The 17742-nt window shown below is 61.2% G+C and carries 14 protein-coding genes; 6 read left to right on the top strand and 8 right to left on the bottom strand.

All coding sequences use genetic code 11. The features are described from left to right. The first annotated feature begins 43 nt into the window (after nt 1-43). Nucleotides 44-592: a DUF3299 domain-containing protein gene (locus J8C05_RS04230; protein WP_211422937.1), complete on the top strand. Its 549-nt coding sequence runs from the start codon at nt 44-46 to the stop codon at nt 590-592. 46 nt (nt 593-638) lie between these two features. Here J8C05_RS04230 and J8C05_RS04225 read toward each other — a convergent pair whose 3' ends face one another. From J8C05_RS04225 to galU, 5 genes are all read right to left on the bottom strand, one after another. Beyond that, on the bottom strand, nt 639-1079 hold the full coding sequence (locus J8C05_RS04225) for a Fur family transcriptional regulator (RefSeq protein WP_211422936.1): 441 nt from the start codon (nt 1077-1079) through the stop codon (nt 639-641). 184 nt (nt 1080-1263) lie between these two features. After that, nucleotides 1264-2346 carry a 3-phosphoserine/phosphohydroxythreonine transaminase gene (gene serC, locus J8C05_RS04220; RefSeq protein ID WP_211422935.1) on the bottom strand — a complete coding sequence of 361 codons (1083 nt, stop codon included), beginning with the start codon at nt 2344-2346 and terminating at the stop codon, nt 1264-1266. A gap of 100 nt (nt 2347-2446) precedes the next feature. After that, entirely contained in the window at nt 2447-3031 is a 585-nt protein-coding gene (locus J8C05_RS04215; RefSeq protein WP_211422934.1) for a phosphatase PAP2 family protein, read from the bottom strand. 44 nt (nt 3032-3075) lie between these two features. Beyond that, nucleotides 3076-5169: an alpha/beta hydrolase family protein gene (locus J8C05_RS04210; RefSeq protein ID WP_211422933.1), complete on the bottom strand. Its 2094-nt coding sequence runs from the start codon at nt 5167-5169 to the stop codon at nt 3076-3078. 160 nt (nt 5170-5329) lie between these two features. Next, entirely contained in the window at nt 5330-6193 is an 864-nt protein-coding gene (gene galU, locus J8C05_RS04205) for a UTP--glucose-1-phosphate uridylyltransferase GalU (protein ID WP_058866377.1), read from the bottom strand. A 320-nt stretch (nt 6194-6513) separates the two neighbouring features. Between galU and J8C05_RS04200 the strand changes: the two genes are divergently transcribed. Further along, entirely contained in the window at nt 6514-6711 is a 198-nt protein-coding gene (locus J8C05_RS04200) for a twin-arginine translocase TatA/TatE family subunit (RefSeq protein ID WP_211422932.1), read from the top strand. A gap of 137 nt (nt 6712-6848) precedes the next feature. Then, nucleotides 6849-7496 carry a Crp/Fnr family transcriptional regulator gene (locus J8C05_RS04195; protein WP_058866379.1) on the top strand — a complete coding sequence of 216 codons (648 nt, stop codon included), beginning with the start codon at nt 6849-6851 and terminating at the stop codon, nt 7494-7496. A gap of 78 nt (nt 7497-7574) precedes the next feature. Here J8C05_RS04195 and J8C05_RS04190 read toward each other — a convergent pair whose 3' ends face one another. Together J8C05_RS04190 and J8C05_RS04185 are read right to left on the bottom strand one after the other, a co-directional pair. Further along, nucleotides 7575-8987 (bottom strand): serine/threonine protein kinase, encoded by a 1413-nt coding sequence (locus J8C05_RS04190; protein ID WP_211422931.1) that lies wholly within the window; start codon nt 8985-8987, stop codon nt 7575-7577. Nucleotides 8988-9109: 122 nt separating this feature from the next. Further along, a complete protein-coding gene (locus tag J8C05_RS04185; protein WP_246840743.1) occupies nt 9110-9826 on the bottom strand; it encodes a beta-1,6-N-acetylglucosaminyltransferase in 717 nt (238 codons plus the stop codon). A gap of 932 nt (nt 9827-10758) precedes the next feature. Between J8C05_RS04185 and J8C05_RS04180 the strand changes: the two genes are divergently transcribed. The 3 genes from J8C05_RS04180 to lysS all read left to right on the top strand — a co-directional run bounded on the left by J8C05_RS04180 (nt 10759) and on the right by lysS (nt 17029). Continuing rightward, the gene (locus tag J8C05_RS04180) at nt 10759-14568 is read left to right on the top strand and encodes a TonB-dependent receptor (RefSeq protein WP_211422930.1); all 3810 of its coding nucleotides are present in this window, start codon (nt 10759-10761) and stop codon (nt 14566-14568) included. Nucleotides 14569-14788: 220 nt separating this feature from the next. After that, nucleotides 14789-15475, top strand: coding sequence for an RNA polymerase sigma factor (locus J8C05_RS04175; RefSeq protein WP_211422929.1), 687 nt, complete (start codon nt 14789-14791; stop codon nt 15473-15475). A gap of 30 nt (nt 15476-15505) precedes the next feature. Next, entirely contained in the window at nt 15506-17029 is a 1524-nt protein-coding gene (lysS, locus tag J8C05_RS04170) for a lysine--tRNA ligase (protein ID WP_211422928.1), read from the top strand. Here the strand turns inward: lysS and J8C05_RS04165 are convergent. Beyond that, on the bottom strand, nt 16926-17732 hold the full coding sequence (locus J8C05_RS04165; protein ID WP_211422927.1) for a CerR family C-terminal domain-containing protein: 807 nt from the start codon (nt 17730-17732) through the stop codon (nt 16926-16928). The genes lysS and J8C05_RS04165 overlap by 104 nt on opposite strands. Nucleotides 17733-17742 lie beyond the last annotated feature (10 nt).

Below are 17742 nucleotides of genomic sequence, written 5' to 3'. Positions count from 1 at the left end.
CAGTGGCACGTCCCGGACAGGCTGCCACGGCTGGGGATGACGGATGTCTCGCTTTTCCGAATACCTGCGCGCACACGCACCTTACTTGGGGCTGGGCGGGCTGCTGTTGCTGATGGTCGCCGGGAGCCTGCTGGCCCCACAGCCGGCATCCCGGCCGTCATCCAGTGCAAGCCGGCCGCTGGACGTTCAGGGGGATGTCATCCGCCTCCGCTTCGACTACATCAAAAACCTCAACTATGACTTTGACCCCCGGGCCACGACACCGGTGCCGCCTCCAGCGGCACTTCAGGCGCTCGACGGCAGGCAGGTCGAGATTGCCGGCTTCGCCCTGCCGCTGTATAGCTCCACCGGAGAGACCGAGTTTCTCCTGACCCAGTCGGCCAATGGCTGCTGCTTTGGCGCGCCACCCATGCTCCAGCACATGATTCTGGTTCGCGCCGGGAAGATGAAACTGAAAAACTATGGAGAGCCGGTGCTTGTCCGGGGCACCCTGTCGGTTGGGCCGGAATGGGAAGATGGTTACGTCACCAGCCTGTTACGGCTTCAGGCCACAGCCATCCGCGACCTGGCCGACGACCGCGACATCGAGTAGCCGGGAACGGCCGGACCGGTGGCGCGGCAACTCCGGCAGCGGCAACTCAGGCGGAAGCCGAAAGCGCGAAGTGGCACTCGGCGCAGTAGCCATAGACCTCGAACGCATGCTTGACAATGGCAAACTGCTTGCGCAGCGCCTGCGTCATGAGCTTGGTTTCGACCGGACACCAGTCGAGGCGGATGGTCTTGTGGCAGTTGAGGCAGATGGCGTAGTGGCGGTGCTCATTGCCTTGGAACTCAAAGCGTGCCACATCGCGGTTCTGCAGATTGGACTGGTGAACCAGCCCCACGTCGGTCAGCAGGGTCAGATTGCGATACACCGTATCCAGACTGACGTGGGGATGCAGCTTCGTCACTTCCCGGTGCACTTCCTGGGCCGTCAGCGGACGGGCCGATTCCATGAGGATGCGCAACACCGTTGACCGCTGTGGCGTCATCTTCTGCCCACGTTTCTTGAGTACGCTCAGAGCCTCATCAAACGTCATCGCTTGTACCTCGCTTGAAATCGGGCGGTCCGGCCGGTCGGCAGCAGTGCCGTCACAGGTGCGGTCAATTCAGAAGATTCCCAGTTGCGAAGCGTAAACGGGCAACCGCAAGCCGTCAAGATACAATAGATTACCTCTCCCGCGCCGGACAGCCCCCCACTGACCCCACCGCCGGCCCGCCAGCCTATCCGTGGCAACGGGCGAAATCACGCATGAAATCAATGAGCGCCAGGACGCTTTCCATCGGCAGGGCGTTGTAGAGCGAAGCCCGGATGCCGCCCACCGAACGGTGTCCCGGCAGCCCTTCAAACCCGTTGGCCGCGGCTTCCCTGAGAAAAACCGCTTCCAGGCCCGGATTGGGGAGCCGGAAACAGACGTTCATCAGCGAACGGGAGTTGCGCGCTGCCGTGCCCCGGTAAAAGCTGCCACTGTCTATGGCGGCATAGAGCTTCCCGGCTTTTTCGGCATTGGCCGCCGCAACGGCGGACAGCCCCCCCTGGGCTTCGAGATACTCCAGCACCAGTCCCACCACGTAAATGGCAAAGACGGGCGGCGTGTTGTACAGCGACCGATGCTTCACATGCGTACGGTAGTCGAGCATCGTCGGCAGCCCCCCGGGAATACGCTCCAGCCAGTCCTCACGCACGATGACGATGGTGACCCCGGCAGGGCCGGCGTTTTTCTGGGCCCCGGCGTACAAAAGGGCGTATTGGCTGACATCCAGCGGACGACTCAGGAAATCCGACGAGGCATCACACACGAGCGGCGTCGTCCCGACTTCCGGCTCCGTCGGCCACTGCGTGCCAAAAATCGTGTTGTTGGACGTAAAGTGAACGTAAGCCGCCTGGGGGTCGAGCCGTAGTTCACTCTGGTTCGGAATCCGGGCGTAGTTCTCTTCCTTTGTTGTGGCCGCGATATTGACCCGCCCGATTTTCCGGGCTTCCTCAACGGCCTTTTCCGACCAGCTTCCGGTCACAATGTAGTCGGCAACACCGTCCCTGGTCAGAAAATTGAGCGGCACCATGCTGAACTGCAAGCTGGCCCCACCCTGCAGAAACAGAATGTGGTGCGTCTCCGGCACATTCAGCAGACGGCGCAGGCGATTTTCGGTCTCGGACAGGATGGTTTCAAAGGTCTTGGAGCGGTGACTGATTTCCAGAACCGACATCCCGACGCCCGGCAGGCAGAGCATTTCTTCCCGGATGCGTTCGAGTACGGGCACGGGCAGCACGGCCGGCCCGGCATTGAAATTGTGACAGCGTTTCATCGTTGTTCAGCTTTCCGAAAAAACTCAGGATTTCGCGCCCGGCTCAATTCCGGAGGGGTCCGGGTCAGCGCCAGGGGGGAAGACAGCGGGAGAGCGCCCGTCAGCGGAACAGCAGATTGATTTGCGCAGCGGTTGCCGTCAAGCCAAGGGCCGTGCCAGCCACGACCTGCCCGACCGTATGCTTTCTCATCACCACCCGCGAGGCGCAAACAAGGGGAATGAGGCTGAAATACGGCAGCACAACCGCCCCAAGCTGGTAGTAGAGCGCCATCAGCGGGCCGCTGATGCCTGTCGCGTGGACGCTGATTTTCCAGTAGCGCGTAATGGCCAGGATCACCGCCGTATTGACCGCATAGCAAAACATCAACCCCTGGGCCAGCCGTGGCGCGTGAAAGAGCTTGAGAAAGCAGAAACCCACCGCATAGCACAGGATGCCCAGGATGAAGGGGCGCGTCCGCTGCTCCCGACGGTCAATGTTGACGTTGGTGATGAGTCCGCGCTGCTTCATCACCAGCAAAGCCAACAGGGGCAGAGCGGCCGCAAAGAGCACGGCCACGATGGCCGCCAGGGGCTTACTCGCCCCGTGGTCATTGGGGTCCGTCGCAATGATGACGAGAAACGCCACCACCGCATTGACGAGCGGATTAAAGACATCGGACAGGATGCGTGACACCAGCAGCTTCATGGCCCCCAGATAATCACTGGCGCGTGAACACTGTGTAAAGCATTTCAGCGCAGATACTTTGCCAGCCAGGCGTGAACCTCCTGGAAAAGGTACTTGTTGTCGTCACCACGCAGAATCCAGTGGTTGGCTTCGGGAAACACGATGAGCCGGCTGGGGATGCGGCGGCGCTGGAGAATCGTCCAGTTTTCAAGGGTCTGGTTGAGCGGAACGCGGAAATCGTTCTCGCCAATCGTCAGCAGGATTGGCGTCTGAAAATTAGCCGCGTACCGGATGGGATTCTGTTTGCGCCAGGTTTCATTCTGTTCCCAGACGGGCCCGCCGTTGGCCAATTCGCGAAAGTAACTGGTGTCACTCGTTCCGTACTGCGACTCGGAATTGATCAGCCCGGCGTGCGAGATGAGGCACTTGTAGCGGGTTGTCGTGGCCTGCAACCAGTTGGCCAGATGGCCGCCATAGCTGGCGCCGCCGGCCGCCACCCGTTCGCCATCGGCATAGGGGAACGCTTTGGCCACCGCGTCCACGGCCTCCGTGATTTCACTCCCGCAGGTTCCGAAGGGATCGCCCTGGATCGCCTGGGCAAAGGCTTCCCCAAAACCGGTCGAGCCGGTGTAGTTCGTCAGCAGAACGAGATAGCCGGGCTGCGCCAGCAGATGATAGTTCCAGCGCAGAAAGAACTGATCGCGGAACATGGTGTGGGGGCCGCCGTGGATGAAAGTAAAGATGGGATAACGGCGTTTGGGATCAAAGTCCGGCGGCAGTACGAGCATGTTGTGGATGCGCTTGCCGGCCCGGCTCGTGAACCAGAAGTGCTCCAGCGGTTGCCAGTCAATTTGCGCCGCCGCCGCCACGTTGAAGCTGGTCAACGCCACGTGCCGCCCGGCGTCGGGGTCAATCCGTACGATTTCGGCCGGATTGACGGCGCTTTCCCAGTTGGCAAACAGGAGTGGACTCGCGGCCTGCGGGGGAATGGATAGGTTCGTGTAGCAGCCGAGTTTCACCTCAAAGGCAAGCTGTGCCGGGCCGCCACGTGCCGGGATGCGAAAGAGCTTTTCGTGTCCGGCCTCTTCCGCCGTCACGTACACGGTCTGGCTGTCCGGTGTCAGACCAAAAGACTCCACGGAACGGTCAAAGCCTTCTGCCGGGCGCGACTCGTTCACCAGTTGGCCATTCTGCCAGTCAAAGCGTGCCAGACGTTCAAGGTGATACACCTTGCCGTCAGTGGTCGGCGAACACAAGGCATAGAGTTTCTTTCCGTCCGGGGCGAACAGGGGGCGGCTGTAGGTGTGACCGGGGCTGGTCAGGCGGCGCGGTTCACCGCCCTGGGCGCTCACCACATACAGGTGTGTTTCAACGGGAGCATAGGCAGCCTGGTTGCGCTCGATGGTGGCCGTAAACACGATGGCCGCGCCGTCCGGCGTCCAGACGGCATCGAGCGTGTCGGCGGCATTCGTGCCGCGCCCACCAAACCCGGGTTCCGCGACAAGTTTTGTTCCGGCCAGCACATCCCGCCCCGGCGCGCCTTTCTCCAGCGGCTGTACGAAGAGGTGGGTCTGCGTATCGTCCAGCCAGTGGTCCCAGCGCCGGATCGGGTAGCCGTCATAAACCCGTGCCTTGTACTTCCGGTTTTTCCGTTCAGTGGCGATGCGCTGGTTGTCGGCGTCCGTGAGCGCGCCGGGGAAGACCACGCTCGAAAACAGCAGGGTCTTCCCGTCAGGGCTGAAGCGTGGGGCGCTCGCGCCCGTCGAAAGGGAGGTCACCCGCCGGGCTTCTCCGCCCTCGACCACATCCAGAAGATAGACCTGGTTGACTTCATCGCCTTCCCGCTTCGTGACGAAGGCAATGCGGCGACTGTCAGGACTCCAGGCCACATCCGATTCCGCGGCTTTGGTGAACGTCAACTGCCGGGGCGGAGCGCTGCCATCGCCGCGTACCAGCCACAGGTCGCTGGACTGGTCTTTGGGATCGTAGGCCGGGGCAACGACGGAAAACACAACGAACAACCCATCGGGGCTGGGAACCGGCGCGCCGACGCGCTTCATCAGCCACACGTCCTCGTGGGTGATGGGGCGCTTGGCCGCGGCCGGCGGTGTCTGTGCAAAGAGCCAGGCCGGGGAGATGAGCGCTACGACGAAAGCCATGCCCCACAGGGCAAGTCTCCGTCGGAGTGTAGGACGGGCGGTTCTGACGATTCGTTTCCAGTTCACGGTTCGGTGCAGGGGCATGGTGACAGGGCGTGGCATTACCCACAGCGGTTCACGTCGGCAACCCGCCGGGCACACCAGTTTCAGGATTTCGGGGTTACAGGGTGAGTGACTTGAGATAGGCGCGGAACTCCGGGCCGAGGTCTGGACGCTGAAGCGCAAACTCGACCGTGGCGATGAGAAAACCGAGCTTGTCGCCGGCATCGTGACGGACGCCGTGGAACTCGTGTGCATACATGGCCTGCTCTTTGAGCAACAGGCGCATGGCGTCGGTGAGCTGAATCTCTCCGCCGGCACCTTTGGGTGTCTTTTCCAGCACGTCGAAGATTTCCGGCATGAGAATGTAACGACCGATGATGGCCAGGTTGGATGGCGCTTCGGCAAAGGGTGGCTTTTCAACCATGTCGCGGATTTTATAGACCCGGTCTTCGATAGGGTCCACGGCCAGCACGCCGAAGCGGGAAATGGCCTCGCCTTCCACGCGGGCGGTTCCGATGACGGAGCGCCCGTAACGTTCATACACCTCGATCATCTGGCGCAGGCAGGGCACTTTGGAGTCCACGATGTCGTCCCCAAGAATCACGGCGAAGGGTTCGTCGCCCACCAGTTCGCGGGCGACGAGCACGGCGTGGCCCAATCCCAGGGCCTGTTTTTGCCGCACGTACGAGACGTTGATCTTGGAAATTTCCTGAACCTGTTCGAGCAGATCGAGTTTGCCTTTCTCACGCAGCAACTGCTCCAGCTCGAAGGAAATGTCAAAGTGGTCCTCAATGGCGTTCTTCCCGCGCCCGGTGACGATGATGACCTGTTCGATGCCGCTCAGAATGGCTTCCTCGATGCCGTACTGGATGAGCGGTTTGTCCACGAGCGGCAGCATTTCCTTGGGTTGGGCTTTCGTCGCCGGCAAAAAACGGGTCCCCAACCCGGCGGCAGGAAAGATGGCTTTACGGATTTTCCTCATGGTGATGGTTCTCAGCGAGTCAGTGGCCGCCAGTCTCCGCATCCGGTCGGCGACGGTATGGGGCACAGCCCCCAAAGCAGCTTTGGTGTTCACTGACGATACGCCAATCCGCCCGGACCGTGCGAGTGAAAATCCGCCACAGGCATTGTGTGGTGTGGTCACGGCGTCCCCGGCTACCTTCCGGCACCCCTATGACCGCCGGTGCAGGCGGTGGCGCACCTGTTACACAACTGTCATGGTTGAATTGACAGTATTCCAACACACTCTTAGTATGCACTTACTCTAGCCGGTTTCCGGCAGCGCGAGGAGTTGGCCACGCTATGAACCTTGGTATGTGGGAAATCCTCCTGATTGGGCTGGTCGTGGTGTTGCTGTTTGGGACGAAGAAGATTCCCGAACTCTTCACCGGGCTGGGCACAGGCATCCGCAACTTCAAGAAAGCCATCAACGAGGACCCTGACGAAGCCAAGCGTAAGGAGCTTACCGCCCTGCCCCCCAAGGAAAAAGAGTCGCTGTGACTCCAGATTTCCTTCAGTGACAATAGTTTCGGCGTCCCCGCACGTTCAAGAGTTGTTTCCAGATTGTCAGGCCCGCCGGGTGGCTTCAGTTCCCCGGTGGGTATGTTCCTGCCTATCAGCGCCGAGGTAGTTCAGCCATGAGCACGATTGACCCGATTGCGGAGTTTATTCAGGGCCAGCTCAACGAAATCCGCGTCGTCAGTGGCGAGCGGGAATATCACCGGAACGAAACGATTTATCATCTCGATGATCCAGCCGACCACATCTTTTACATCCTTTCAGGCAGCGTGAAGATCACGCGCGTCTCGGACGACGGCAAGGAAAAGATCATCAGCATTCACCGCGCCGGTGAGATTTTTGGCGAGTTGTGTTTCTGCGAGGTGGATGACCGCCGCAGCGACCAGGCCGTAGCCATGGAACCGACGCGCGTGCTGGCCATTCGGGTTCACGATTTCCTGGCCATGCTGCGTGAAAATCCAAAAGCGCTGCTGGATATGCTGTCCCTGTTCTGCAAACGGCTGTCAGAAGCCCAGCAGCAGATCGAAACGCTGGCCTTTGACAACACGACGCGCCGCCTGGCGCGGGTGCTGCTCAAATCGAGCAGCGATTCCGGGCTGGAGCGGCTTCGCCTCACCCACGAGGAACTGGCACAGATGGTTGGGACCTCCCGTGAAATTATCACCACCATCATGAACCAGTTTCGTGAGGAGGGGCTGATTGACTATCGGCGAAGTGAAGTCAGTCCGCACGTCGAAAAACTGCGCCAGTTCCTTGTCACAGCCTGACACGCCTGCGCCATACGGGTCCGTATGGGCATCCGCCGTAGGCCGGGGGCAGTTCCCAGACTCCCTTGGCCTGCCTTGTCACAACCCGCCGTCCATGTGTTCCCGCAGTACCCAGCCTTCGTTCACAGACGAAGACCTGCGCCGCCCCCACCGCTGCGGACGCACCCGGTAAAACCGGCCGCTGATTTCCAGAACATCGGCTTCGACCCCGGCTGGCAGTTCGCCCAGCCAGTCACGCGGGGTTGGGTTTTCGGTCGGCGTCGCGTAGGCCTTGGTCGGCCGCAACACCCTGACCTGAAACAGCGGGCGCGCAGAAGCGGCTGGCGGAGACTGTCCATACCAGTGTGCGCGGGCCGACGCGCGCGCCAGCCGATACAGCGCCACCAGACTGCCGATGAATAGGAGCACAACCGCCGCGACAACCCCGACACCAATCAGGCGGGTCGTCAGCGGCGACGGTGACTCTGCCGGAGAGGCAACATCACATAACGTTTCCCTGGCAGCACCGGTCACAACAGTCGGGTCATCGGCTTCGTCAGTGGCAGCCGGTGGGTCGTCGGAAGCTACTTGAATGGGAGCCACCGCTGCGGCCGGTATGGCCACCGGCATGACCGGCGGCGCATCGGTTGCCGGCATCGCCGCCACGGCCTGCTCTGCTTCCGCCCAGAACGCCGCCACAGTGGGGTAGCGGTCCGTGACGTTCGTCGCCGTGGCCCGCTGGAGAACCTGCAACAGTGCCTCTGCACCGGGTTGCGTCGCCAGCTTGGGGGGCAGCGTTTGGATTGGCGTCTGGCTTTCGAGGAAAGGATCGCCCGTCAGTGCGGCATGGAAGGTTCTGGCCAGCGCATAGACATCGGCGGCGGCCGAAAGCGGAAGTCCGGCCCCCAGCCGGGCTTCTGGTGGCGCATAGCGGGACAGCCACCCGGTGAACTTCCCTTCATCCATGGCCGCTGGCTCATCATCACCAGTGGCGGAACCGAAGTCAGCGAGTTTCACCGTCCGGTGATCACCGGTCAGCAGCAGATTTTCCGGCACGACATCGCCGTGGATGACGCCCAAGGCATGGCAGTGGGTCAGGGCGGCCGCAGCCTGCCGCAGCAGGTTCACGGTCTTGAGCAACGATAGCCCCTGCCAGGCGTGGCTCAGCGCAGCCAGCGTGCCGCCTGCAAGGTACTCAAGGACGTGGTAATCAAAGGGGCAGCCCGCCGGGTCGTGGGCACTCCCGCTGTCCAGCCGCAGCACGATGTACGGGTGACTGACGCGATCAAGCCAAACACCTTCCAGCCGAAACCGCGTCTGTCGCCAGTCCGGTCCGTTGACCGTGGGCGCTGGAGGACCCGGTGCGGAACCTGGCCTCGGAAAAGCCTTGATCACGACCAACTGCTGGCTGACGTCATCGAGCGCCAGGAAAATCCCGGAGCGGCTCCCTGTCACCAGGCGCGAGCGGATGCGGTATCGCCCGGCCAGAACCACATTTTCAAGTTGGAGCACGTCGCCTGACACCTGTCTTCCCCAACCCGGAGAGCTTGCCGGCCGTAATCTATGTCTGCCTGCCAGGTGAGGGAAGATGCATCGGCTGTTCCAGACCGGAAGCGGTGTTCACACGGCATCTGTCAGCGTGCGGAGAGATGTGCTTTCCCTGCGTCCAGAAGGTCAGCATCCAGACGCCGCCGTAGCCCGGCGCTGCACTCAAGGTCCAGCTTCCGCGCCCAAAGCGCGTCTGATTCCAGAAGTTCAGGCCAGTGCTGCTCGGTCAGAAGCCGGGGATGCCAATCGGTCGTTCCCCGCCAGTCAATGTAGTGCCAGTTACGGTACTGACCACGAAGCTGGCTGGCATTTCCCAGAAGGCTCTGGATGACGGTTTCCACGGGTGAAGGGGCTTGGGGGCGGTTTTGTGGGTAGGCCGTCAGGTAAAACTGCACGACCGGGTGTTCCCAGACATTCAGGTTGAGCAGATAGGCAACGGCCCGCTGCCCCAGCACAAACCAGTCTGAACCGTGATAAAGCCGGAAATTCTCCCCAAAGGGAATGACCGCACGCGGGCGACGAACCCGGAGCGGACGCCAGTAGAACTGCCCGCGCCGGGAGATGAAGGGTATTACGCCAATGGTGCGCCGGGCCACGGCATCCTCAACATGTTTGTCAAGCTCGATACCACTGGACTGAAAATCCACCCGACGCATATCTACGTAGAAATCGGCAGTGAGCTGATTGAGCCGGTTGGCGATCACTGACGCCGGTTTGATGGGATAGCAGGTGGGGGACAGCGTGGCATACCACCGGCGGTTTCGGCAAACGAAACAGGCACTCCAGCCCGCGGATGATGGCAAAGACCTTGCTGATGTGTGACCAGCGGGTTTGCCGGACGGGCGGCAGAAGCCGGACCCCATACCGTTTCACCAGCGACAGGTCAGCCGGAGACTGATAGGTATCGTGGTGGAGAGCAATCTCAACATCACCAAGTTCCCGCAGGCGTGGCAACAGCCGCGCCAGCAATTCCCAATCTTCCACCCGATGGGAAAGCATGACGAACCCAAAACTCATGGTACTGACGGACTAGCGTTTTACTCTTTCGGAACAAGAGAGTCCCTTCCAGTCAACAAAGTCTGGAAAAAAGCCCCCCTGAAGGCTGTTCTATCCAGCCCTCACGGCCGTATCTGCTGGTATGTGGCTAAAGAGCTGACTTCCCGAATCTTCCCGACACTACCCTGGTAAAGCGATTTTCTGCGCCTTTGGCTGGAGGCCTCCATCGAAACACCAGGGGCACAGCTCCGGCTGGTTTTGAAAATCCGGTGAGTGCAATGCAGGAAGTAATCCATTGATGGGGCTGTGGATTGGTGGGGCTATGGGATGTGACAGACAAACAATGGAAATCCGGTGGGCAACCGATGATGTGGCCAACCCTATTCACAATGGGCTGCCAGTGTCAACCGTACGCCCAGGCAAACCCCTTGAATCCAGAACATTTCGGCTTCAATCCAATGCGGTTTGGAAGACGCCGGGACATGGTACGGGCCGCCACGCCTTGCCGGCGGCGACGGTCAGCCCCCATGGCAGGGGTGGTTGAGCAGGCTTCGGACGGCCACCCGGCGCGACGACACCGCCACATTTTCGGTTTCCATCGCGTGAAACGTGTGTTACAAGACAAACCAATCAGCACAGTTGGAAAACCACGTCAGCTCGCATGGGGACAGGTGCTGCGCCAGTCCTGGGCGGCTGGCTGGCTTGGATGACTTTACATTGAAAGAGGAGTGGTCTGGGCATGTCACAACAACCTCACTACGCCGATGCCTGGATGCAACGAGTGGCTTTGCTCTGCGCGTTTCTGGTGTGGAGCCTGGTTCCGGCCCTGGCGCAATCCGGCGCCACGGGCATTTCCGGCACCGTCCGGGACGAACAGGGGCGCGTCATTGCCGGCGCAACGGTCACACTGACCGATGCTGACCGTGGAACGTCCCGCACCCAATCCACCGACAACAACGGCTCGTACAGCTTCAGCAACCTCATTACCGGGCGTTACAACCTGACCATCGAAGCCAGTGGCTTCAAAAAGAAAATCGTCGAGAACATCCAGGGCCTCGTGGACAAGACCACGGATGTCTCCGTTGCCCTTGAAGTTGGCGGAGCGGATGAAGTCGTCACAGTTTCCGCCAGTTCACTGGATGCCGTCATCAACAGCCAGAATGCCAGCCTGGGCAATAACTTCGTCGAACAGCAGATCAAACAACTCCCCCTGGAGGGGCGGAACGTGGCCGCGCTCCTGAGTTTGCAGCCAGGGGTCACGGCTGATGGCTATGTGGCTGGCGGACGCAGCGATCAGGCCAACATCACGCTCGATGGCGTGGATGTCAACGATCAGGTCAACGGGTTTGCCTTCACCCCGGTGCTGCGCGCCACACCCGATTCGGTCAGCGAGTTCCGGGTCACGACGGTCAATGCCGATGCCAACCAGGGGCGCTCCTCCGGCGCCCAAATCTCCCTGGTGACAAAAAGCGGAACCAACGAGTTCCACGGCACGCTCTTTCATTTCCATCGCAATACGATCACGAGCGCCAACGACTTCTTCAACAACCTGGCCGGAACCCCCCGTCCGCAGCTTATCCGGAACCAGTTTGGTGGCGCCATCGGCGGCCCGGTCGTCAAGGATCGTTTCTTTTTCTTCTTCACCTACGAGGGACTGCGCGAAGCCAAGGGTACACCCGTGACCCGGCTGGTCCCCCGGCCCACTATGGGGCAGGGCATCCTGCGCTTTGTCAATGCCAGCGGTGGAATCACCACGCTGACCCGCCCGCAGTTGGAAGCCATCTTCCCGGCGGTCGGACTCAACCCGGTCACGCTCCAGTTGATGGCCCAGGCGGCGCAACGTTACCCGGTCAACAACGACCAGGTCGGCGATGGTCTCAACACAGGCGGATTTACCTTCAACGCCCCCTTGCCTGTTCGACAAAACACAAGCATTGCACGGTTTGACTGGAACATTGACCGCCAGAACAAACACGTGGCGTCGGTACGCCTCAACTACCAGTACGACAACAGTGCCCGTGGCACGCTCCAGTCTCCCGCACAGCAATTTCCCGATACGCCAACGCCAACCGCGTGGCAACACCCCACCGGACTCGCCGCCAGCCATACCTGGACGATTTCCGGCAACAAAATCAACGTGTTCCGCTTTGGCATCACACGCAACGCGTTCACCCTTGGCGGGGACTCGAACCAAAACTCGCTCAACCTGCGCGATGTGTTCCAGCCCTTTGCCTTCTTGCGGTCTCTGTCGCGCGTATCGCCGGTGTATAACGTGGTCAATGACTTCACCCTGATCAAGGGCAGTCACTCGTTCCAGTTTGGCGGCAATGTCCGCATCATTCGGAACAAGGTCAACAACGCGGCCCGCTCCTTTGATTCGGTCATTGCGAACTTCTCGTTCTATCAACAGAGCGGCGCCGTCCTGTCGAACCCCATCATTGCGGCCGGCTTTCCCATCAGCACGGGCTTCCGCAGCCCGGTACAGGTGGCGATGTCGGCGCTCATCGGACGGGCCTCGCAGTACTCGGCCAACTTCAACTTCACACGCGATGGCTCACTTCTCAACAGTGGCGTCCCGGTTCGACGCGACATTGCGACTGAAGAATACGAAGGCTACCTGCAGGATACCTGGCGAATCCGCCCCAACCTGACCTTCACGTACGGTATCCGCTACAGCGTCAGCCGTCCGGTCTATGAACAAAACGGTCTCCAGGCCCGCACGACCGTTCCACTGGGGGATTACTTCCGCGGACGGTTGCAGGGGATGCAAACCGGCGTGCCCTTCAACGAACGGATCGTGGTGGATTTGGCCGGGCCGGCCAACGGCAAGCCGGGCAACTACGACATTGACTGGAACAACTGGCAACCCCGCTTCGCGGTTGCCTGGTCGCCACGCGCTGAAGGCGGCTTCTGGAAACGCCTGCTGGGCAATGAAGGCGATACCATCGTGCGGGGCGGTTACGGGCTGATCAACGACTACTACGGAACGCAGATTGCGTTCCAGTTTGACAGCAACAACACACTGGGCTTTGCCTCGCAATCGCTGACCCCGGCCAACTCGTTCAACGTCACCACGCGCCCCGGCCCACTCATCACCGGCGTCGGTCAGCAGGTGCGCGGGCTGCCGCTCATCACGATTCCGGGCCAGCTCACCTTCCCGCGCCAGCAGCCCTCCACGTTCGGTCGCCTTCAGGCTATCGAGCTGTCGCTGGATGCCACGGTGCGCGCCCCTTACAACCACGTTTTCAATGCGACCATCGGGCGCAAGCTGCCGGCCGGGCTGTATGTCGAAGCCTCCTACATCGGGCGCATTGGCCGCAACCTTCTGGCCACGCGGGATATTGCGGCACTCAACAACCTGCGCGACCCGCAATCCGGGCAGGACTGGTACACCGTGGCCGGCATCCTGGCTGACCTGCGTGACCGCAATGCGCCGCTGTCGGCGGTGCCCAACCTGCCCTACTTCACCAACCTGTTCCGGGGCGTGGACCTCATCGGGGCGCTGGGCGATTTCTTTGTTGGCGATGAGGATGCGTTCCGGGGCCTGACGCCGGCTCAGGCTGTCTATGCCTCGATTGCGCGCATTCCCGTCCCCGGCATTGGCGTCATTGACGGCATTGCCGGAAGTGACTGGACGACGCTCCAGTTGGCCTTTGATTACGCCAACTTCTTCTTCCGTACGGACGGCCGCCCGGCCACGCCGATCTTCTTCCAGCCCCAATACGGGACGCTTTCTGCCTGGGGCAGTGTCGCCACTTCGGATTACCACGGCTTCACGGTTTCCGTACGCCAGCGGTACAAGGACCAGCTTACCTGGGACTTCAACTACACGCTGTCCAAATCACTCGATACGGCCTCCGGTCTCCAGCGTTTCGGGCAGTTTGGCAGCGCCTTCATCCTCAACCCGATTCGGCCCCGCGACAACCGGTCGTTTTCGGACTTCGATACCCGCCACATCATCAACTTCAACTCCATCTGGGACATCCCCGTGGGCCGCGGCCGCGCCTTCGCTTCCGACATCCCCCGGTGGGCCGATGCCTTCATCGGCGGCTGGCAGTTGACGACGATCTTCCGGTGGAACTCCGGGCTGCCCGTGGATGCCCCCTTTGACGGGCGGCGGTGGGCGACGAACTGGAACGTCCAGAGCAACGGCGTCCCCATTCGTCCCATTTCCTCCTCGCCGACCCGCAACGGAGCCGGTGGGCGACCCAATCTGTTCCGCGATCCGGTAGCGGCATCGCAGTCCTTCCGCAACCCGCGCGCTGGCGAAACGGGTGGACGCAACATCCTGCGCGATCCCGGCTTTGTGTCGCTCGACTTCGGGCTGGGCAAGTACTTCCGCATGCCGTGGAGCGAGAAACAGACGCTGCTGTTCCGGTGGGAAGTCTTCAACGCGACGAATACGGCGTCGCTGACCGGAGCGCAGACGGTCAACTATCAGATTCCACAGGATTCGACGACCAGCGCGCCGGGTCCAAACTTCGGGCGTTTCACCGCAACTCAGGGTCCACCACGCATCATGCAGTTTGCCCTGCGCTATACCTTCTGAAGGCCAAACAACGTCAGCTTTCCGATCAGGCGATGGGTATTCCCCATCGCCTTTTTTCGTGTGCTTTTCAGCCAGCAATACCTGCCGGAAGCCCTCCGTCCAAGCGCCGGGGTTTTGACTTGCACCCCCAAAAAGCGTAACTTCGCCATGACCTTTGACCCCAGAAACTAGCGCCGTACGGTTTTGTCTGATGTCCTCACCAGAGACAACCCATCCGGCTATGCCGTCTGGCCCGGCCGCAGATGCTTCCGATGACGTGAATGATCTTCCGGCAGAGCAGCGTGAGGCGCTGGAAGCTCTGGAAGAGGGCCTGCCAGCACCGGCTCAGGCGGCCCGCAACCGGGCGGCGGACGTTGAGCTGGCCGCACGCTGCCGCGCTGGCGAACCCGCCGCGTGGGAGTATCTTGTCCGCCAGTACTCCCGGCGGGTCTATCACCTGGCCTACAAGTTCGTCGGACGCCACGAGCAGGCGGAAGACCTGACCCAGGAAGTGTTTCTGAAGATTTATCGCTCGCTCGATCAGTACAACCCGGAGGTCGGCGATTTCCCAAACTGGCTTCTGCGCCTGGCGCGCAACCTCATCATTGACGACTACCGGCGCCGGCAGCGGCAACCCACCGAAGGCGGTGAAGACCTGGAGGTGCATGTTCACCACCTGCAAAGCCGGACCGATCATCCCCAGCAGCGCATCGAGCGCCAGGAACAGTCGCTTCAGATTATGCAGGCCATCGAAAAGCTTTCACCCGACCTGCGGCAGTGCGTCATCATGCGCGACATCGAAGAAATGACCTACCAGGAAATCGTCGAAAAGCTCCAAATCCCGGAAGGCACGGTCAAATCCCGCATCAACCGGGGGCGCATCGAGCTGGCCCGTATCCTGCGGCGGATGAAAGTGATTGGCACTTAGCCCCGCCCACCCGCCGGTTGACGACACACCATGGAAGACAACGAATACACCCGACAACGCCGCCAGCACTTGGCCGACATTGCCGCGCTGGGTTTTGCCACCTACCCGGCCGGCTACCCCCGCACGCACAGCATCAGCGATATTGTCGCCAGCTACGGCGCCTGCCCGGCTGACGTGCTGGAACAGGAAGCCATTGCCGTCCGGGTTGCCGGCCGAGTTCAGGCCATCAACCTCATGGGCAAAGCGGCGTTCATCCGCTTTACCGACGGTGCGACCACGCTCCAGGCTTATCTTCGCAAGAATGAACTCCCGGAAAACGAATGGCTGCTTTTCAAACGGCTTGACCTCGGAGACTTCATCGGCGTTGCCGGCAAACTGTTTCGGACGAAAACCGGCGAGTTGTCCGTTCATACCGAACAGCTTGCCTTTCTCACCAAGGCGCTGCTCCCGCCACCGGACAAGCACTACGGTCTGCACGACATCGAGCTGCGCTACCGGCGGCGCTACGCCGATCTGATGGCCAACCGGGACGTGCGGGCGGTGTTTGTCAAGCGCGCCCGGATTATTCAATCCATCCGGCGCTTTTTTGATGCCCGTGGGTATCTCGAAGTGGAAACGCCCATGCTCCAGCCCATCGCTTCTGGGGCGACGGCGCGCCCCTTCATCACCCATCACAACGCGCTGGATATGCCGCTCTATGCGCGCATTGCACCGGAGCTGTACCTGAAGCGGCTGATCGTCGGCGGCTTTGAAAAGGTCTATGAAATCAACCGCAACTTCCGCAATGAAGGGCTTTCGACGCGGCACAACCCGGAGTTCACCATGCTGGAGTTCTACGAAGCCTATGCCACGTACGAAGACCTCATGGCGCTGACGGAAGAACTCATCACCGAAGTCGTCGCCCAGACGTGCGGGACAGAAACCATCACCTACAACGACGCCACGATTTCCTTTGCCCGCCCCTGGCGTCGGCTGACCATGCAGGAAGCCGTCATCGCCTACTGGCCAACGCCTGACCGGCCGCAACTAGCCGACTTAGCCGACCTTGATGGCGTAACGCGCGCCATGGAACGTCTCCATCTGCCCGTGGCCCCGACGGCTGGCTATGGCAAACGGTTGGGCGAACTCTTTGAACACGTCGCCGAGCCGCACCTTATCCAGCCGACCTTCATCACGCGCTTTCCGACCGAGTTGAGTCCCCTGGCCCGCCACGCTGACGACGACCCGAACTTTGTGGATCGCTTCGAGCTGTTCATCGGCGGCATGGAATGCGCCAATGCCTTTACCGAACTCAACGATCCCGACGAACAACGGCGGCGCTTTGAGCAGCAACTGGCCGCGCGCGCCACGGGAGATGACGAAGCCATGCCGCTCGATGAAGATTTTGTTCGGGCGCTGGCCTACGGCATGCCGCCCACGGCCGGCGAAGGCATCGGCATTGACCGGCTGGTTATGCTGCTGACGAATCAGCGTTCGATTCGGGATGTGATTCTGTTTCCCCACCTGCGCCCGGAGTCCCCGCCAGCCGCGGCGGCACCGCCGCCAACCCCCTGATGGAAAACCCGGCAATGTGCCGCGCCATGCGACGCAGGAAACGCGCCGTCAGCTTCCCTTCTCCCGTCAGTTGCAGAACGATGGGACGGCAGAAGTGCATGTGCAGGCACTGCCCAACGATGCTGAAGGCATGGAAAGCTACATCGAGGTCCGGCTTGAGATCGGGGCGCGCCAGCCGGATCAGCGCCATGAGAATCTCGAAGCGGGGCTGGATGAATTCCTGCACCACGATGTCAAGGGCGCCGGTCGGATGGAGCATCTCGTGCGACATCAACGCTGCCGAGTAGTCTGTTCCGGCCGGTTGACCATAGAGATGGCTGATGAAGGTCTCGATGAAGTGCACAATGCCCTGCTGTGCGGCCTCTGGCGTGCCCACCTGCTGGGCCTGCCGCAGAATGCGCGCAAAACGCGGAGTGATGTCCTTTGAGCGCCGCATCGCATAACGCAGGGTTTCCAGGTACAGCTCTTCCTTGCTGCGGAAGTGATAGTTGACAGCCGCAATGTTGACGCCGGCTTCGGCGGCCAGATCGCGGACGCTCGTACAGGCAAAGCCCCGCTCAGCGAACATCCGCTCCGCCACCACCAGCAGGCGGGTCTTGGCATCGGCTGTTTCGCCCTCGGCCGCGCGTTTTGCCTTCCGTTTCGGCGGCTTGAGTGTGTTGACAGCGTCCACAGCCTGACGGCCGGCGTTGGCTTGAGCCATAGATTTCACA

Origin of the sequence: Chloracidobacterium sp. N (assembly GCF_018304765.1) — a bacterium.
Classification (GTDB): Bacteria; Acidobacteriota; Blastocatellia; order Chloracidobacteriales; family Chloracidobacteriaceae; genus Chloracidobacterium; species Chloracidobacterium aggregatum.
The sequence above is the reverse complement of the archived record's forward strand: the minus strand, read 5'-3'. Positions and strand labels throughout refer to the sequence as shown.